Annotated in this window: 14 protein-coding genes; 10 read left to right on the top strand and 4 right to left on the bottom strand. The window is 65.1% G+C overall.

What is annotated here, in order from left to right; genetic code table 11:
- The first annotated feature begins 9 nt into the window (after positions 1-9).
- From ABIB90_RS19040 to ABIB90_RS19010, 7 genes are all read left to right on the top strand, one after another.
- Positions 10-390 carry a hypothetical protein gene (locus ABIB90_RS19040; RefSeq protein ID WP_007603399.1) on the top strand — a complete coding sequence of 127 codons (381 nt, stop codon included), beginning with the start codon at positions 10-12 and terminating at the stop codon, positions 388-390.
- A 79-nt stretch (positions 391-469) separates the two neighbouring features.
- Positions 470-1,222, top strand: coding sequence for a DNA repair protein RecO (gene recO / locus ABIB90_RS19035; protein ID WP_354163948.1), 753 nt, complete (start codon positions 470-472; stop codon positions 1,220-1,222).
- Between the two features lie 99 nt (positions 1,223-1,321).
- Positions 1,322-1,606 (top strand): hypothetical protein, encoded by a 285-nt coding sequence (locus tag ABIB90_RS19030; protein ID WP_219684707.1) that lies wholly within the window; start codon positions 1,322-1,324, stop codon positions 1,604-1,606.
- 61 nt (positions 1,607-1,667) lie between these two features.
- On the top strand, positions 1,668-3,926 hold the full coding sequence (parC, locus tag ABIB90_RS19025; RefSeq protein ID WP_354163951.1) for a DNA topoisomerase IV subunit A: 2,259 nt from the start codon (positions 1,668-1,670) through the stop codon (positions 3,924-3,926).
- A gap of 291 nt (positions 3,927-4,217) precedes the next feature.
- Positions 4,218-5,768 (top strand): ABC transporter substrate-binding protein, encoded by a 1,551-nt coding sequence (locus ABIB90_RS19020; protein ID WP_354163953.1) that lies wholly within the window; start codon positions 4,218-4,220, stop codon positions 5,766-5,768.
- Between the two features lie 4 nt (positions 5,769-5,772).
- Positions 5,773-7,317: a GMC family oxidoreductase gene (locus ABIB90_RS19015; protein WP_354163955.1), complete on the top strand. Its 1,545-nt coding sequence runs from the start codon at positions 5,773-5,775 to the stop codon at positions 7,315-7,317.
- Between the two features lie 1,072 nt (positions 7,318-8,389).
- Positions 8,390-8,740, top strand: coding sequence for a hypothetical protein (locus ABIB90_RS19010; RefSeq protein ID WP_007603407.1), 351 nt, complete (start codon positions 8,390-8,392; stop codon positions 8,738-8,740).
- A gap of 107 nt (positions 8,741-8,847) precedes the next feature.
- On the opposite strand, the gene chrA is transcribed toward ABIB90_RS19010, so the two are convergent.
- Together chrA and ABIB90_RS19000 are read right to left on the bottom strand one after the other, a co-directional pair.
- Positions 8,848-10,233, bottom strand: coding sequence for a chromate efflux transporter (gene chrA, locus ABIB90_RS19005; protein WP_007603408.1), 1,386 nt, complete (start codon positions 10,231-10,233; stop codon positions 8,848-8,850).
- Positions 10,233-11,051, bottom strand: coding sequence for a chromate resistance protein ChrB domain-containing protein (locus ABIB90_RS19000; RefSeq protein WP_354163958.1), 819 nt, complete (start codon positions 11,049-11,051; stop codon positions 10,233-10,235). The genes chrA and ABIB90_RS19000 overlap by 1 nt, the downstream gene beginning before the upstream one ends.
- A gap of 195 nt (positions 11,052-11,246) precedes the next feature.
- Here ABIB90_RS19000 and dmeF point away from each other — a divergent pair, with 195 nt between their 5' ends.
- Positions 11,247-12,194, top strand: coding sequence for a CDF family Co(II)/Ni(II) efflux transporter DmeF (gene dmeF / locus ABIB90_RS18995; RefSeq protein ID WP_354163960.1), 948 nt, complete (start codon positions 11,247-11,249; stop codon positions 12,192-12,194).
- 78 nt (positions 12,195-12,272) lie between these two features.
- A complete protein-coding gene (locus ABIB90_RS18990; protein ID WP_354163962.1) occupies positions 12,273-13,103 on the top strand; it encodes an N-acyl homoserine lactonase family protein in 831 nt (276 codons plus the stop codon).
- Between the two features lie 5 nt (positions 13,104-13,108).
- On the opposite strand, the gene ABIB90_RS18985 is transcribed toward ABIB90_RS18990, so the two are convergent.
- Positions 13,109-13,300 (bottom strand): hypothetical protein, encoded by a 192-nt coding sequence (locus ABIB90_RS18985; RefSeq protein WP_354163964.1) that lies wholly within the window; start codon positions 13,298-13,300, stop codon positions 13,109-13,111.
- A gap of 31 nt (positions 13,301-13,331) precedes the next feature.
- A complete protein-coding gene (locus ABIB90_RS18980; RefSeq protein WP_354163966.1) occupies positions 13,332-14,489 on the bottom strand; it encodes an MFS transporter in 1,158 nt (385 codons plus the stop codon).
- A gap of 184 nt (positions 14,490-14,673) precedes the next feature.
- Here ABIB90_RS18980 and ABIB90_RS18975 point away from each other — a divergent pair, with 184 nt between their 5' ends.
- On the top strand, positions 14,674-15,933 hold the full coding sequence (locus tag ABIB90_RS18975) for an adenylate/guanylate cyclase domain-containing protein (protein WP_354163968.1): 1,260 nt from the start codon (positions 14,674-14,676) through the stop codon (positions 15,931-15,933).
- Positions 15,934-16,039 lie beyond the last annotated feature (106 nt).

Here is a 16,039-nt window from a genome sequence, read left to right as displayed (position 1 = left end):
CGGTCGGCGATGAGCGTACCCAGCAACGTACGGCGCTTCGAAGCGTTGCTCTATGCATCGTTGATGCTGGATGCCTTGTCGGTGGCGGTGCAGGACCGCACGCCGACTGCCGAGATGACCGAACAGATGATCATGACGTCGTCGCTCCTTGCCGGCGGCATGATCCTGCTGCTGGTTTATTTCGTCCGGCTGGCCGCGCGCGGGCGCAAGAACTGGCCGCGCTGGGTGCTGGCGGCAGCACTCGTACTGTCGGTGATCTCGCTCGGCCAGATCATCGGCGAGAAGGGCATGGAACTCGACAGCGCCATCGAGATCGTCTCCTGCGTGCTGACGGCGATGGGATTGTATTTCTCGTTCCGCGGCGACGCGCAGGGCTGGTTCAACGCGTGAGGCCGCGTCGGGTGGATTGGCGGCGCAATCCCGCCAATCCGCCCTACGATTGAAGACCGGAATCCGCTAGACTTCACCGATGGAATGGACCGACGAAGGCATCGTGCTGGGAGTGCGGCGGCATGGCGAGAGCAGCGCCATCGTCGAGCTGCTGACCCGTGCGCACGGCCGCCATCTCGGTCTCGTCCGCGGCGGCGCCGGCTCTCGGATGCGGCCGCTGCTGCAGCCCGGCAACAGCCTCAGCGTGGTGTGGCGGGCGCGGCTCGACGAGCATCTCGGCACCTATGCCGTCGAGGGCCTCAAGCTGCGGGCGGCGACGCTGCTGGGATCATCCCACGGCGTCTACGGCATCACCCATCTCGCTTCGATTGCGCGGTTGCTGCCGGAGCGCGATCCGCACGAAAACCTGCTGGCGCTGCTCGAACATTCGCTGGACGATTTCGACGACATCGGCAGCGCGGCCGTGCACGTGATCCATTTCGAACTGGCAATGCTCACCGAACTCGGCTTCGGGCTGGCGCTGGAAAACTGCGCGGTGACCGGAGAGACCACCGACCTGATCTACGTCTCGCCCAAATCCGGCGGCGCGGTGTCGCGCGGGGCGGGCGAACCGTGGCGCGACCGGCTATTGCGGCTGCCGCCGTTCCTGCGCCAGGGCGAGGTGCAGGGCGACCTCACCGACGAGGATCTTCAGGACGGCTTTCGACTGACCGGCCTTTTCCTGTTGCGCCACGTGCTGGAGCCGCGCGGGCAAGGCCATTCCGACGCGCGGGCGGGCTTCATCAGCGCGTTGACGCGGCAGCAGGCAAAGGCCGCGATTCCCGGGCCATGAGCCAAACGCGGCTCTGCATTGTCGCAATATGTCGGCCCGCCGTGGAACGAAATCGGGTTTCCCTGACTTGCCCCCGGGGTTCCAACCGGGGATATCCTGATGCTGATCAAGGGACTTGTGATATCGGCAGCGCTGATCGCGCTGGCGCCGGACGCTCTCGCGGGTGAGCAGCCGGGCGTCTTTCGCCGTGCCTCCTGTACCGTCGTCAGATTCTATGTGGCCAAATATTCTGCTGTGGCAGCAGAGGCATGGGCCCGGTCCAAGGGCGCGACGGAGGCCGAGATCGAGACGGCCCGGCGGTGCCTGACCAATACCCCGGCCACCACGCAGGCCAAAAACGCCCAACCCACCCAGACCTTCACCGCAGGCTGGGCCGGCCAGTAGGCCGCCCACAGGGAACCAATCGATCCTTGCCCGATTCGCTTCCACGGTTTAACCGGGCGGCATGGGAAAACGATTGATTCCGCCGGAGGAACCGGCCGAAATTCACGAGGTGCCGCTGCGTGAGGCGCTGGAAGAGCGCTATCTCGCGTACGCGCTCTCCACCATCATGCACCGCGCACTGCCCGATGCCCGCGACGGCCTGAAGCCGGTGCATAGGCGCATCCTCTATGGCATGCGCCTGCTCCGGCTCGATCCGGGCACGGCTTTCAAGAAGTCCGCCAAAATCGTCGGCGACGTGATGGGCTCGTTCCATCCGCACGGCGACCAGGCGATCTACGACGCCATGGTGCGTCTCGCTCAGGATTTCTCCTCGCGCTACCCGCTGGTCGACGGCCAGGGCAATTTCGGCAATATCGACGGCGATAATCCCGCCGCCTATCGCTACACCGAAGCGCGCATGACCGACGTCGCGCGGCTTCTGCTCGACGGCATCGATGAGGACGGGGTCGAATTCCGTCCCAATTACGATGGCCAGTCGAAAGAGCCGATCGTGCTGCCCGGCGGCTTCCCGAACCTGCTCGCCAACGGTGCGCAAGGTATCGCGGTCGGCATGGCGACCTCGATCCCGCCGCACAACGCCGCCGAGCTCTGCGACGCCGCGCTGCATCTGATCGAGAAGCCCGACGCGAAGTCGAAGGCCTTGCTGAAATGGGTCAAGGGGCCGGATTTCCCGACCGGCGGCATCTGCGTCGATTCCAAGCAGGCGATCGCTGAAGCCTACACCACCGGCCGCGGCTCGTTCCGCGTCCGCTCCCGATGGGAGCAGGAAGAGGGCGCGCGCGGCACCTGGGTCGTCGTCGTCACCGAGATTCCCTTTCTGGTGCAGAAGTCGCGGTTGATCGAGAAGATCGCCGAGTTGCTCGACCAGAAGAAGCTGCCGCTGGTCGGCGACATCAGGGACGAGTCGGCCGAAGACGTCCGCATCGTGATCGAGCCGAAGTCGAAGAACGTCGATCCCGCGCTGATGATGGAATCGCTGTTCCGGCTGACCGAGCTCGAAAACAAGATTCCGCTGAACCTGAACGTGCTGATCAAGGGCCGCGTCCCCAAGGTGGTGGGGCTCGCTGAGTGCCTGCGCGAATGGCTTGACCATCTGCGCGACGTGCTGATCCGCCGCACCAACCATCGCAAGGCCGAGATCGAGCGCCGGCTGGAGATTCTTGGCGGCCTGCTGATTGCGTATCTGAACATCGACGAGGTGATCAGGATCATCCGCAACGAAGACGAGCCGAAGCCGGCGCTGATCCAGGCGTTCAAGCTCACCGACGTCCAGGCCGAAGCCATCCTCAACATGCGGCTGCGCAGCCTGCGCAAGCTCGAGGAGATGGAGATCCGCACCGAGGACAAGGATCTGCGCAAGGAGCTGAAGGGGATCGAGGGACTGCTGGCGTCCGAGCCCGAGCAGTGGAAGAAGGTCAGTGAGCAGGTCGCCAAGGTCCGCGACATGTTCGGGCCGAAGACGCCGCTCGGCAAGCGCCGCACCACTTTTGCCGATGCGCCCGAGCACGATCTCGCCGCCATCGAGGAGGCCTTGGTCGAGCGCGAGCCGGTGACCGTCGTCGTCTCGGACAAGGGCTGGATCCGCACCTTGAAGGGCCATGTCGAGGATCTCTCGGGGCTTGCCTTCAAGCAGGACGACAAGCTCGGGTTCGCGTTCTTCGCGGAAACGACCTCGAAGCTGCTGCTGTTCGCCACCAATGGAAAATTCTACTCGCTCGATGTCGCAAAACTTCCGGGCGGCCGCGGTCACGGCGAGCCGATCCGCCAGTTCATCGATCTCGAGCCGGAGGCCGCGCCGGTCACACTGTTCGTCAACAAGGGCGGACGCAAATTCCTGGTCGCGAGCCACGAGGGCCAGGGCTTCGTCGTCAACGAGGACGATTGCGTCGGCACCACCAAGAAGGGCAAGCAGGTCCTCAACGTCGACATGCCGAACGAGGCGCGCACGGTTACCGAGGTGCTCGGCGATACCGTCGCCGTCATCGGCGAGAACCGCAAGATGCTGCTTTTCCCGCTCGACCAGGTGCAGGAGATGCCGCGTGGCCGCGGTGCGCGCCTGCAGAAATACAAGGACGGCGGTCTTTCCGACGTCGCCGTGTTCGACGCCAAGGCGGGCCTGACCTGGAAAGACTCCGCAGGCCGCGAATTCTCCGCGACCATGAAGGAGCTCGCCGAGTGGAAAGGCAACCGCGGTGACGCTGGCCGCCTCGCGCCGAAGGGATTCCCGAAGTCGAACAAGTTCGGCAGGGTGATCGGGTAGGCCGCGGGCCGTCGCCATATCGACAGTGTCATGCCCCGCCACCGGGTCTCGCCTTCGGCGAGCCCGATGACAGGCTCCGGCGGGGCATCCAGTACGCCGCGACCTCTCGGCTCAATCATAGCTTTCTCTGGAATACTGGTCGCCCGGTCAAGCCGGGCGATGACAGCGAGGGTGTGGCGCGCAAACGCGCGGCAGATAGCCGTGAGCGCATACGTGTTTCGGCCCCCCGGGCATGAACATTGCTTTTTGTCTGGCGACAAAAACGTCTCCGTCAAAAGGCAAATCCATTCCATGTCCAAACTGAGGGCTTTCATTCCGGCGCTGTTCGCCTTGGCGCTGACCGCGCCGCCCGCGCATGCCGCAGGCAATCTCGTCGCGGTGCTCGAGGCGGAGATCGTCACGCTCGATCCGCATTTCTCCACAGCCTACATTACGCGCACGTTCGGCTACATGGTGTTCGACACGCTGTTCGCGAAGGATTCCAAGGGCGAAATCAAGCCGCAGATGGTGCAGGACTGGAAGGTCTCTGCCGATGGCCTGACCTACAGCTTCACGCTGCGTGATGGCCTGAAATGGCATGACGGCCAGCCGGTCACGGCCGCCGATTGCGTCGCTTCGCTGCGCCGCTGGGGCACCCGCAGTGCGCTCGGCCGCCGCATCTTCGCAATCACGGCCTCGCTCGAGCCCACCGACGCAAAAACCTTCGTGCTGACGCTGAAGGAGCCGTCGGGTCTCGTGATCGACGCGCTCGGCAATCCCGTCAGTCCGGTCGCCTTCATGATGCCCGAGCGCATTGCCAAAACGCCGGGCGACCAGCGCATCACCGAGATCGTCGGCTCCGGCCCGTTCGTCTACAGCAAGGCAGATCACCGCACCGGCGATCGCATGGTCCTGAAGAAATTCGCCGACTACGTGCCGCGTCCCGAGCCTGCCGACTTCCTCGCCGGCGGCAAGCGCGTCAACATCGACACGCTCGAGATCCGCGTCATTCCGGATGGTGCGACCGCAGCCTCCGCGCTGCAGGCCGGCGAGGTCGATTTCATGCAATACGCGCCGTTCGATCTGCTGCCGACCATGGAGAAGAACTCACGGGTCAAACTGGTCAATTTCACTGGCGGCAATATGTTCGCGGGCGCCTATCGCCTCAACGCCGCATCAAAGCCGTTCGACGATCCCGCCATCAGGCGCGTGCTGTGGAAGCTGGTCGATCAGCGCGAGGTGCTGGACGCACTCGGCCTGGACGCCAAATACGCCGCTCCTTGCGCGACATACTTCACTTGCGGCACCACCTATGACAGTAAGGCCGGCACGGAAGCCGCCGCCAAGCCGTCGATCGAAGCAGCGAAGGCCGCGCTGAAGGCGACGAAATACGCCGGCGAGCCTGTTGTCGTGATGGAGGCCAACGATCTCGAAGCCCCGCGCGTCTCGGCGCAGGTGCTGGCCGAGCGGCTGAAGCAGGCCGGTTTCACCGTCGATCTCCAGGTGATGGACTGGGCGAGCGTGCTGGCGCGCCGCGCCAAGAAGGAGGGCTGGAGCGTCTATGGCGTTCACGCCGGCGGCTTCGACCTCGGCTCGCCCTTGACCAACGTCATGGTCGCCTTCAACTGCGCCGACTTCACGGGATGGCAATGCGATGCGCGCATCACGCCGCTGATGGAAGCCTTTGCCAAGGCGCCCGCCGAGGAGGATCGCAAGAAGATCGCAGGCGAGATCCAGACCGTCATGTACGATCAGGCACCCGCAATACCGTGGGGCCAGTTCGCCCAGCCGGCCGCCTCTCGCGCGACCTTGCGCGGTCTGATACCGTCGGCCATCCCGGTGTTCTGGAACGTTGAGAAGTAGCGCGATGTACGATGTCATTGTTGTCGGCGGCGGCTCCGCCGGCGCTGCTGGTGCGGCACGGCTCTCGGAAGATCCCGCGCGGCGCGTCCTGCTGCTCGAGGCGGGTCTGGACTGGCGCGCCGACGAGGCGCCCTGGGAAGTGATGACGCCAAATCCCATCCCGATCATCCACAAGCGCGAGTACCAGGAGAAATGGCAATGGCCGGATCTTCTGACGCGCCGTGTGGCCGGCCAGGAGCCGCGCTTCTACTGGCGCGGCAAGGGGCTCGGCGGCTCGTCGATGATGAACGGCCAGATCGCCATCCGCGGCGTCGCCGCTGCGTTCGACGAATGGGCCGCCAATGGCTGCACCGGCTGGTCGGCGAAGGACGTGATGCCGTTGTTCTCGGTGATCGAGGATGATCTGGAATTCGGCGACGCCGCCGGCCACGGACGCGGCGGACCGCTGCCGGTCTATCGCGCGCCGCCGGACAAATGGGGACCGATCGATCGCGGCTTGCGCGATGCGGCGCTGGCGAGCGGCCATCCCTGGTGCGCCGACGTCAACGGCCCGGACGGCGAGGGCGTCGCCTGCTATCCCATCAACAGCCGCGACAGCCGCCGCATCACGACTAACGAGGGTTATCTGGAGCCCGCGCGGGGCCGCGCCAATCTGGAAATTCGCGGGCATGCGCTGGTCGACCGCGTGCTGATCAGCGACGGCCGGGCGACCGGCCTTCGCGTTCACATCGAGGGGCAGGGCACCAGCGAGATCAGCGCGCGCCAGATCGTGCTGTGCGCCGGCGCCATCCACAGTCCGGCAATCCTGCTGCGCTCGGGCATTGGACCTGCGGATGAGCTGAAGGCGATGGGGATCGCGGTCGAGCGCGACCTGCCGGTCGGTCGGCACTTCTTCGACCACCCGCTGTTTCGCGCCACGATCCAGCTCCACGAAAATCTGCGGCCCACAGATCCCGACACCCGCCACACCAATTGCTGCGTGACCTATTCGTCGGGCCTCGCCGACGGAGGCAAGCGCGACATGATCATGATCGCTTTCAATCATCGCGGCATCGGCGTGCCGGGGGCCATCGGCGCCGGGCTGTTCAACGCGTATTCGCGTGGCACGCTCAAGCTGGCCTCGACCGACCCCGCGATCGATCCTGTCGTCGAGGAGAACATGCTGGCCGATCCCCGCGACATGCTGCGCATGATGGATGCGGTGAAGCGGCTAGCCGTGATCACCGCCCAGCCGGCGCTATCAGGCATCACCGATTGGATCCGGCTCGCCGACACCGATCTGACGCTGCAGCAAGCCGCGGCCTTGCCGGATCACGAGCTCGACGCGCTGCTGCGCCGTGAGACCGGCGACATCCAGCACGCCGCCGGCAGCTGCCGCATGACTGGTGTCAACGACGCCGACGGCGTGGTCAACCCTGACGGCACGGTGAAGGGTATCGCGGGCCTGCGCGTCGCCGACGCCTCGATCATGCCGTCGGATTGCCGGGCCAACACCCACTTCACGACGGTGGTGATTGGGGAAGCGATTGCACGGATGATGATGCGGTAGAGCGACAATGACAAACCCACCCACCTCCTCAGAGGACGGTGATGGTGTGGTGGTCGGCTCTCTCCTCGTCATTGCGAGCGAAGCGAAGCATCCAGAATCTTTCCGGGGAGACAATCTGGATTGCTTCGCTCCGCTCGCAATGACGGGGCAAGCGGCGAGGCCGTCGCTCTCCAATTCACATTTCAATCAGCAGACACGCCATCGCCGTCTCGCGGCATGTTGTGCCCGAGGTTTCTTGTCCGTTTCGCGCCACCTTCAAGACAAGGGCGCAGGGAAGGCCGGGCGCCGGCTGGCACCCGCAGGTCCGTGCGCGATAGAAATGCACACGGGGTGGACCACAGGTTCGCCGGATCGCCCGGCCTTCCCTGCGCGATGGTTTTAACGTGTCCTTCGTGCTCTCCCCGGGGAGCGATGCACTATTGCCCCCGTCGCCCTGCAGATGACTGATGCACGTGCCCGGTCGGGCCGCCACATCACCGCAGGACTTGACGCACAGACCCCGGGCGTCAGGACCACACGACTTGTTCGTCCGCGCACGTCCTCGCATGTCGCTTCGAGTGCTGGCGTGTGCTCACACCCGTATCCATGCGAAGACGCTTTCGGCATCGTGTCGTAGGCACGAAAGCCATTGCTCACAGCCGAAGCCGCCCTGCAATGCCGCTCGCGCCCGACGCCGTCGCGTCCATCGCTGCCCAGCCCGCGGTTCGTGACGATCGCGATCCGCCCCTTGTCTCGGGCCAGGGTGTGTCGCTTGTACGTCAAATCCGAATTTCGGTAAAGTGGAATATTTTGCGAGGTGGGCTTGACAGGGAGAGTGGCGTAAGTGGTCGGCTGTTTTGCCCGACGGGCATGCGGGGGCGAGGGTGACGGCTTTCGCCCAAGGCGTGTGCCAAGAGACGCTAGCGTTTGAGGGCAGAGCGGAAGTCGTTCGGCTCGGTCAACGAAACTGTTGAAGTTTGTAGCTAGATCCATCTGCCCACCTCGATGGATCAGCCGGCGGCCTTGCAAAGCCACTGGGAACTTTGCCAAGGCCTCGTCGTTCCCGTGAGCGGGGCGAACGCAGGCAGAAGCTATGAAATGGATGCTGGTGGTTTTGGTAAGCGGCGTCTCGCCCGTCAACACCGATCTTGTGTTCGACAAGTTCAGTGATTGTCTCGCCGCTGAAGAGCAAATGCGACAGCACTACGCTGATGCCTTCGAGGCGTGGGATCGCATGGCTGCGGCAAGGATCGACCGGCGCAGGGACTACAAGAAAGCTCGCGATGTCGAAGCTAAACGACTGCTGAGCAACGTTGGGACGTGTGTCCCGCATGGTGGCGGCGATCAGCAGCCGGTCAATGCTCAGCAGCAGCAACCCCCCGCTACGTCATCGCAGCAGCCGGAAACGAAACCGTCGCCACCGCAGCCGGGGCCACGGAGTTAGCGGCAGCGATGCCGGCTTGTGGTCGATAGCAGCCGCCATGCAACTCTGACGGCTTAGTGACGCCTTCCATTGGCAAACCGGACGCGACGAACCAATGACTCCGCGTCCTAAATCACCCCCGCCAGCCGCAGCGCCACACCAGCCGCGCAGCTGCCGGCCAGCACCGTCAACATCCCCAGCTTGAATCGGAAGATCGCGGTTGCGGCCGCGATCGACAGCACGAGCGCAGGGATATCGACGCTGGTCAGGACCGGCATGTCGAAGGCAAACGGGAAGGTGTGCACCGGCACGGTGTCGCGGAACAGCGTGTGCAGCGCGAACCAGATCGAGAGGTTGAGGATCACGCCGACGACGGCAGCGGTGATGGCACTGAGCGCACCGCCGAGGCCCTTGTTGCCGCGCAGCCGTTCGACGTAAGGGGCGCCTACGAAAATCCAGAGGAAGCAGGGCGTGAAGGTGACCCAGGTCGCGAGCAATCCGCCGAGCGTGGCCGCGAGCATCGGCGACAGGCCGCTGGCGTCGCGGTAGGCGGCCATGAAGCCCACGAACTGAAGCACCATGATCAGCGGGCCCGGCGTGGTCTCGGCCATGCCGAGACCGTCGAGCATCTCGTGCGGCTTGAGCCAGTGATAATGCTCGACCGCCTGCTGGGCGACATAGGCCAGCACTGCGTAGGCGCCGCCGAAGGTGACCAGCGCCATCTTCGAGAAGAACAGCGCGATGTGACTGAAGACATTGTCTTGTCCAACAGCGAGCAACAGCGCGATCACCGGCACCAGCCAGAGCGCAAGCCAGAGCGCGCCGACGCGAATCGCGCGCGCGGTGTTGGGGCGTACATGTTCGGGCACAGCGTCGCCGAGCATGCTGTCGATCACGGCGCTGCTGCCGGCAGAGCCGTGACCGGCCGGCGCGAATTCCGGACGGCCCTGTTTGGCGCCGATATATCCGATGATGCCGGCGGCGATGATGATGACCGGGAAGGGGATCGCGAAGAAGAAAATCGCGACGAAGGCGATCGCGGCGAGCGCGATCATGATGCGGTTCTTCAATGCGCGCTTGCCGACCCGCACCACGGCCTCGACGACGATGGCGAGCACGGCGGCTTTCAAGCCGAAGAACAGCGCCTCCACGAAGCTGACATTGCCGTAGGCGGCGTAGACGTAGCTCAGGCCCATGATGGCGATGATGCCGGGCAGAATGAACAGACCGCCAGCCATCAGCCCGCCGGCGGTGCGATGCATCAGCCAGCCGACATAGGTCGCGAGCTGCTGCGCTTCCGGGCCCGGCAGCAGCATGCAGTAATTGAGCGCGTGGAGGAAACGGGCTTCCGAGATCCAGTTCTTCTCCTCGACCAGGATGCGGTGCATGACCGCGATCTGGCCCGCGGGCCCGCCAAAACTCAGGCAGGCGACACGGAGCCAGACGCGAAACGCTTCACTGAAGCTGACGCCGTGACCGGCATCAGCTCCTGCTTCGATCGTACGCGTATCCATCAAGCCTTCGCCTTGTTGGTCGGCCAGTTGTGGGTCTCAGACGTAGCGTCACGGCACCAGCGATAGAAGGCGTCGTAGAGCAGCATGCCGGCTTCGAGCTGTTCGAGGTCGTCATCATACATCCGCGACAGCCCGAGCGAAGCTGCGAGCAGGCCGGGCGCCTCCGGCGCAAGGTCGGGCCGCCCGGTGTCGGCGCCGCGCACCAGCGTTGCCAGCCGGAGCAGCGCCGGCGCGGCAATCCCGAACTCCTCGATCATCACGTCGAAGGTGCAGAGCTCGCCACGGTGGCTCCAAAACACGTTCTCGATGTCAAAGGGGGCTGCGTTGAAGCGTTGCCCGACGGCCGCCACTTCCGAAGGCGCCACGAACAGGAACACGGCCGTAGGGTCGACGAAGCGGCGGATCAGCCAGGGGCAGGCAATGCGGTCGACCTTGGGCCGCGCCCGCGTGACCCAGACGGTTCGCCCCTTGGCGTCGCGCGGCGGCAGCTTGCGGGTGTCGACCAGCGGCAGTTTTGCCGCCTTCCAGCCTTCGAAGCCGCCCTCCAGCGTCTCGGCTTGCACGCCGAGCTGCCTGAGCCAGGCCGCCGTGCCCTGCGCGAGCTTTTCGCCGCGCAGGCACGAGACGATCGCGGAACGGCCGGCGAAGTTGGCGCCCCAGTCGGGAACATTGTCGTGGCTGAGCTTGATCGAGCCGGGGATCAGCCGCCGGTCGGCGGCAAAATCCTCGTCGGTGCGCACGTCGATCAGGACAGGGGCATTCGCCGTGCCGATCAGCCGTGCCATTTTTTCAGATGATATCGTCGTGTAGGAAGACATGATGCGCCCTCGTAAGAAGAAACGGGACGCGATACTTGGGCATGTCGCCTCGTGGGGAGATCGCTCAAATCCCCATGGCCTTCATTACACCGAAACGGCACCTACCTGTCAATCGGCTCATTCCGGCGATTTTGCCCAGAAGACTCGCAGGCCTATATTAGGGGTCAACGGCCCGGACCTTTCGGAGACTTTGCGATGCATTCCCATTCCATCGAACAATGGACCCATGACCACGCCTTTCTGGGCGACAAGCACGACGAGAACGAGCGGCGCACCTGGCTCGTCGTCGTCCTGACGCTGGTCATGATGGTCGGCGAGATCGTCGCCGGCTCGCTGTTCGGGTCGATGGCACTGCTCGCCGACGGCTGGCACATGGGCACGCATGCGGCGGCGCTGGGGATTGCCGCGTTCGCGTATCGCTTTGCGCGACGACATCTGGGGAGCTCGCACTTCAGCTTCGGCACCGGCAAATTCGGCGATCTTGCCGCCTTCGCCAGCGCGATCATCCTCGGCCTGATCGCGGTCGAGATCGCCTATGAGAGCGTGCTGCGGCTGTTCACGCCGGTGTCGATCGTCTATGGCGAGGCCATCGCGGTCGCCGCCCTCGGTCTGTGCGTCAATCTCGCCAGTGCCTGGCTGCTCCGCGACAGCCATGGTCACCACCATCACGGCCATGCGCATGATGATCACGATGACCATGATCATCATCACCACCATCATCACGACAACAATCTCCGCGCCGCCTATGTCCACGTCATGGCGGACGCAGCAACCTCGGTCCTGGCGATCGCCGCGCTCGTGGTCGCCATGTATTCGGGATGGGCCTGGGCCGATCCGGCGGTCGGCCTGATCGGCAGTGCCGTTATCGCAAGCTGGGCGTTCGGCCTGATCAAGACATCGGGCGCGGTGCTGCTCGACGTGCGCGCCGACGAGAAGCTCGAGCGTGTGATCCGGGCGCGCATGGAGATCGGCGATGATCGCGTTACCGATTTGCATCTGTGGCAGGTCGGTCCCGGCCATTGCGCCGTGCTGGTGTCAGTGGTCTCGGACAAGCCGAAGCAGCCGGCGGTCTACAAGAAGCGGCTCGCCGGGTTGAAGGGGCTGAGCCACGTCACGGTCGAGGTCGAGACCTGCCCGCACTGAAGCGCTCTGCGGGAATTCTGCGAACTGGCCGGGGTTGACCCTCGGTCACAGCCGACAATGGCTGCAAGGGAGGAACGAATGACGCCAAAGATCAAGCTCGCTCTCGCCGCCGCTGCACTCGTTCTGTCCGGCCATGTGGCGCTGGCGCAGTCCGACAAGACCGGTGTCGAAAAGCTCTACGTCCTCAATTGCGGCGAGGGCACCGCCGGCGACATCTCGCGGTGGACGCCCGGCCTCAACGAGGGCAAGACGATGGACTTCGTCGACAGCTGCTATCTCATCAAGCACGCCAAGGGCTGGTTCCTGTGGGACACCGGCATCGCCGATGCAGTCGCCGCGATGCCGAACGGCCTTGCGCCCGCCGATCCCAAGGCCGTGACCTGGCGCCGGCCGAAGACGCTTGCCGCCCAGCTCGAACAGCTCGGCCTCAAGCCCGGTGACGTCAAGATCATGGCGGTCTCGCACACGCATCCCGACCACACCGGCAATGTCGAGCTATTCCCGCAGGCCACGCTCTACGTGCAGAAGGCCGAGTATGACTGGCCCGGCGCCAACAACGAGCCGCGATTCAAGCCGTCACATCCGGTCGAACTGCTTGCGGGCGACAGGGACGTGTTCGGCGACGGCAGCGTGACCATCCTGTCGACGCCCGGCCATACGCCTGGACACCAATCGCTGCTGGTGAAGCTGCCGAAGACCGGCGCAGTGGTGCTGTCGGGCGATGCGGTGCACTTCAAAGACAATTGGGACAACCGCCGTGTGCCCAGCATGAACGCCAACAAGGACCAGAGCACGGCCTCGATGCAGAAGATCGCCGACACGCTCGGCAAGGAGAAGGCGCAGCTCTGGATCAACCACGACAAGTCCCAGCGCGACAGCCAGAAGATGTCGCCGGAGTTTTACGACTGACGCGGCTAGCCTTTCGGTGCAGTCACGGCGGGCGGGCTCGCGTCTGGCGTCTTCTTCGGCTTCAGCGAGCCGGCGTAGAAGGAGATCAGCCAGACCAGGATGATGGCGAGGAGATAGACACCCCAGGCCTGCGGCGGCGTGGTTGCCCAGCGCAGGAGGCCTTTGAATGTGCGGGGCGGGCGGGTGTCTTCGGTCATGCTCCGCTTGTGCGCGAAAGCTCCCGCCGGGTCAATCCGGCCGCGGTTGTGCGCGGATCATGAACAGCGCGGCCAGCGCCGAGAGGCTGAGCGCAGAGGAGACGATCAGCACCTTCGCCCCCATGACGTCGATGAGCAGGCCGAAGGCCAGCGGCGCCACGGCCTGCGCCATCCGTGCCGGCGCGCCGATGATGCCGAGTCGATAGCCGAAATCCTTGGGGCCGAAGATCGACAGCGGCAGCGTGCCGCGCGCGATGGTCAGGATGCCGTTGCCGGAGCCGTGGAACAGCGCAAACGCACTCGCCGCAGCACCGCCGAAGATCGCCACGACCACCGCGCCGATCGGGTGGGTGAGGCAGGCGAGCCGCGTCGACCACAGCGGATGAAAGCGGCTGAGGAATCCCGCCTCCAGAATCCGCGCGGCCACTTGCGCCGGGCCGATCAGCGCACCGGCCGCGATCGCCTCGACCGGCGTCGCGCCTGTGGTCTCCAGGATGCGCGGGAAATGCGCGGCCATCGCGCCGGTGACGGTCCAGACCGCGGCGAAGACGAACGCGAGCAGGATCATGGTGCGGTCGAGCGGCAAATGCGGCTTCGCCGCTGTCGCTGCGGCCTGCCTCGCGCCCTTGATCGTCGGCAGCACGAAGAAATTCAGGGGCAGGCCGATCAGGATATTGGCAGCGGCCCAGGCAAAGCACGTCTCGCGCCAGCCGATATGGGCGAGGCCCCAGGCGGTGAGCGGCCAGCCGACGGTCGATGCAAAGCCCGCCATCAGCGTGATGCCGGTGATCGGCCTGCGCGCCTCGGTGCCGTAGATGCGGCCGAGCGCGGCGAAGGCGGCGTCGTAGAGCCCCATCGCCATGCCGATGCCGAGCACGACCCAGGCCATCGCCATCACCGCCACTGATTGCGAGAGGCCGAGCAGAACGAGACCGGCGGCGATCGTCAGGTTCGACACCGAGAGGACCTGCCGGCCGCCGACCAGATCGATCTGTCGCCCGATGCGTGGCCCGAGCAGCGCAGAGATCACCAGCGAGGCCGAGAACGCGCCAAAGACCCAGTTGGGGGAGATGCCGAGATCGCGCGCCATGGGATCGGCAAGCAGCGCCGGCAGATAGTAGCTCGAGGCCCAGGCCAGGGTCTGCGTGGTACCGAGCGCCAGGATGATCGGAAGCTGGCGCTGGCTCATATCCCCGTATTTCTAATCGGCCGTGTCATCATTCGCATTTGCGCCCGAGGCGGGAGGACGTCAACAGCGTCCGCGACATATGCGACCTGCCGCGGGTGGGAGCCTTGGCCGCGAGCGGGAGCCTTGGCGCCGCAAGCTCCGCGCGCCGCCTTTCGCTCGTCACGAATGCACGGCATAATGGCGCATGCAATTGACCTCGCGCCTTGCGCTGATGAACTGGTTGGCCGGCCAGGGGCTCACGGGCCTGCCCGAACCCGAACTGCTGCGCGGCTTCTGCGAGCGCTGCCGCGCTGAGGGGCTGGAACTTTCGCGTGGGCTTGTCGTCATCGATACGCTGCACCCGATCTACGAGGGGCGCGCCTTCCGCTGGAGCGATACGCCGACCAACGAGAGCGACGTCGTCGAATACGGCTCGACGGCCGAGGGCGACGCGGCCAACAATTGGCGCCGCTCGGTGTTCTATCATTTGCTCGAGCATGGTCACGACGAGATGGTGATCGACCTCGCCGAGGCGCCCTCGCTCGATTTTTCGCAAATCGGTGAGCTCGCTGAAACGGGTCATCGCCATTTCCTGGCCTTTGTGCATCGCTTCGGGGAGACCGGAGCGCTCGGGCAGATGGACTGCCTCTACTCCTCCTGGACAACGCGACGCGACAGCGGCTTCGCCGACGCCGAGCTCGCAGCGCTGCGCGACCTCGTGCCGGTGCTGGGGCTCGCGATCAAGTCGGCGCAGCAGGTCGACATCGCGCGCACGCTCGGCCGCGTCTATCTCGGCCGCGATGCGTCAGAGCAGGTCTTGAGCGGACGTATCTCGCGCGGCGTCACCGAACGCATCAACGCCGTGCTGTGGTATTCGGATCTGCGCGGCTCGACCGGAATCAGCGAGAGCATCGGCCCCGACGAGATCATCCCGTTCCTGAACGACTATGCGCAGGCCGTGATCGATGCCATCCACGACGCCGGCGGCGACGTGCTGAAGCTGATCGGCGACGGCGTGCTCGCGATGTTCACCGGCGAAGACATGGCGTATGCCCGGCGCGCCGCGCTGCGCGCCGAGCATCTATTCCGCAAGAACGTTGCAGCGCTCAATCTGCGGCGGGGCGCCGAGGGCCGTCCCACCACGTCCGCCTATATCGGCCTGCATGTCGGCGAGGTCTTCTACGGCAATATCGGCAGCGAGGACCGGCTCGACTTCACCGTGGTCGGTCCGACCGTGAACGAGGTCAGTCGCATCGCCTCGATGAGCCGTTCGGTCGATCGCGAGCTGCTGGCCTCGGCGGAGTTCTACAAGGGCCTCGATGCCGCCGGCCGCCGCTATCTCGTCTCCACCGGCCGCTACGCGTTGCGCGGCATCGGCCGCGCGCAGGATCTCTACACGCTCGATCCCGAGGTGGATGCGAGCGAGCCGGTGACAGGGAGCTACGAGCGGTATCTGGCGAATTAAATTCCGCGGTGCCCCCCAATGTCGTCCTGGCGAAAGCCAGGACCCATAACCACCGCCTGCAGTTTTGCGAAGACTCATAGTTGGCGATTTTTGCCAAACTGCTCCC

Origin of the sequence: Bradyrhizobium sp. JR4.1, from assembly GCF_040548605.1 — a bacterium.
In the GTDB taxonomy this organism is placed as follows: Bacteria; Pseudomonadota; Alphaproteobacteria; order Rhizobiales; family Xanthobacteraceae; genus Bradyrhizobium; species Bradyrhizobium canariense.
The sequence above is the reverse complement of the archived record's forward strand: the minus strand, read 5'-3'. Positions and strand labels throughout refer to the sequence as shown.

Bases quoted from the DNA above. Each gene is read 5' to 3' on its own strand.
- ABIB90_RS19010 (WP_007603407.1), top strand. From the start codon at position 8,390: ATGAAATGGATGCTGGTGGTTTTGGTAAGCGGCGTCTCGCCCGTCAAC.
- ABIB90_RS19030 (WP_219684707.1), top strand. From the start codon at position 1,322: ATGCTGATCAAGGGACTTGTGATATCGGCAGCGCTGATCGCGCTGGCG.
- dmeF (WP_354163960.1), top strand. From the start codon at position 11,247: ATGCATTCCCATTCCATCGAACAATGGACCCATGACCACGCCTTTCTG.
- ABIB90_RS19015 (WP_354163955.1), top strand. From the start codon at position 5,773: ATGTACGATGTCATTGTTGTCGGCGGCGGCTCCGCCGGCGCTGCTGGT.
- parC (WP_354163951.1), top strand. From the start codon at position 1,668: ATGGGAAAACGATTGATTCCGCCGGAGGAACCGGCCGAAATTCACGAG.
- recO (WP_354163948.1), top strand. From the start codon at position 470: ATGGAATGGACCGACGAAGGCATCGTGCTGGGAGTGCGGCGGCATGGC.
- ABIB90_RS19020 (WP_354163953.1), top strand. From the start codon at position 4,218: ATGTCCAAACTGAGGGCTTTCATTCCGGCGCTGTTCGCCTTGGCGCTG.
- ABIB90_RS19000 (WP_354163958.1), bottom strand. From the start codon at position 11,051: ATGTCTTCCTACACGACGATATCATCTGAAAAAATGGCACGGCTGATC.
- ABIB90_RS18985 (WP_354163964.1), bottom strand. From the start codon at position 13,300: ATGACCGAAGACACCCGCCCGCCCCGCACATTCAAAGGCCTCCTGCGC.
- chrA (WP_007603408.1), bottom strand. From the start codon at position 10,233: ATGGATACGCGTACGATCGAAGCAGGAGCTGATGCCGGTCACGGCGTC.
- ABIB90_RS19040 (WP_007603399.1), top strand. From the start codon at position 10: ATGAGCGTACCCAGCAACGTACGGCGCTTCGAAGCGTTGCTCTATGCA.
- ABIB90_RS18975 (WP_354163968.1), top strand. From the start codon at position 14,674: ATGCAATTGACCTCGCGCCTTGCGCTGATGAACTGGTTGGCCGGCCAG.
- ABIB90_RS18980 (WP_354163966.1), bottom strand. From the start codon at position 14,489: ATGAGCCAGCGCCAGCTTCCGATCATCCTGGCGCTCGGTACCACGCAG.
- ABIB90_RS18990 (WP_354163962.1), top strand. From the start codon at position 12,273: ATGACGCCAAAGATCAAGCTCGCTCTCGCCGCCGCTGCACTCGTTCTG.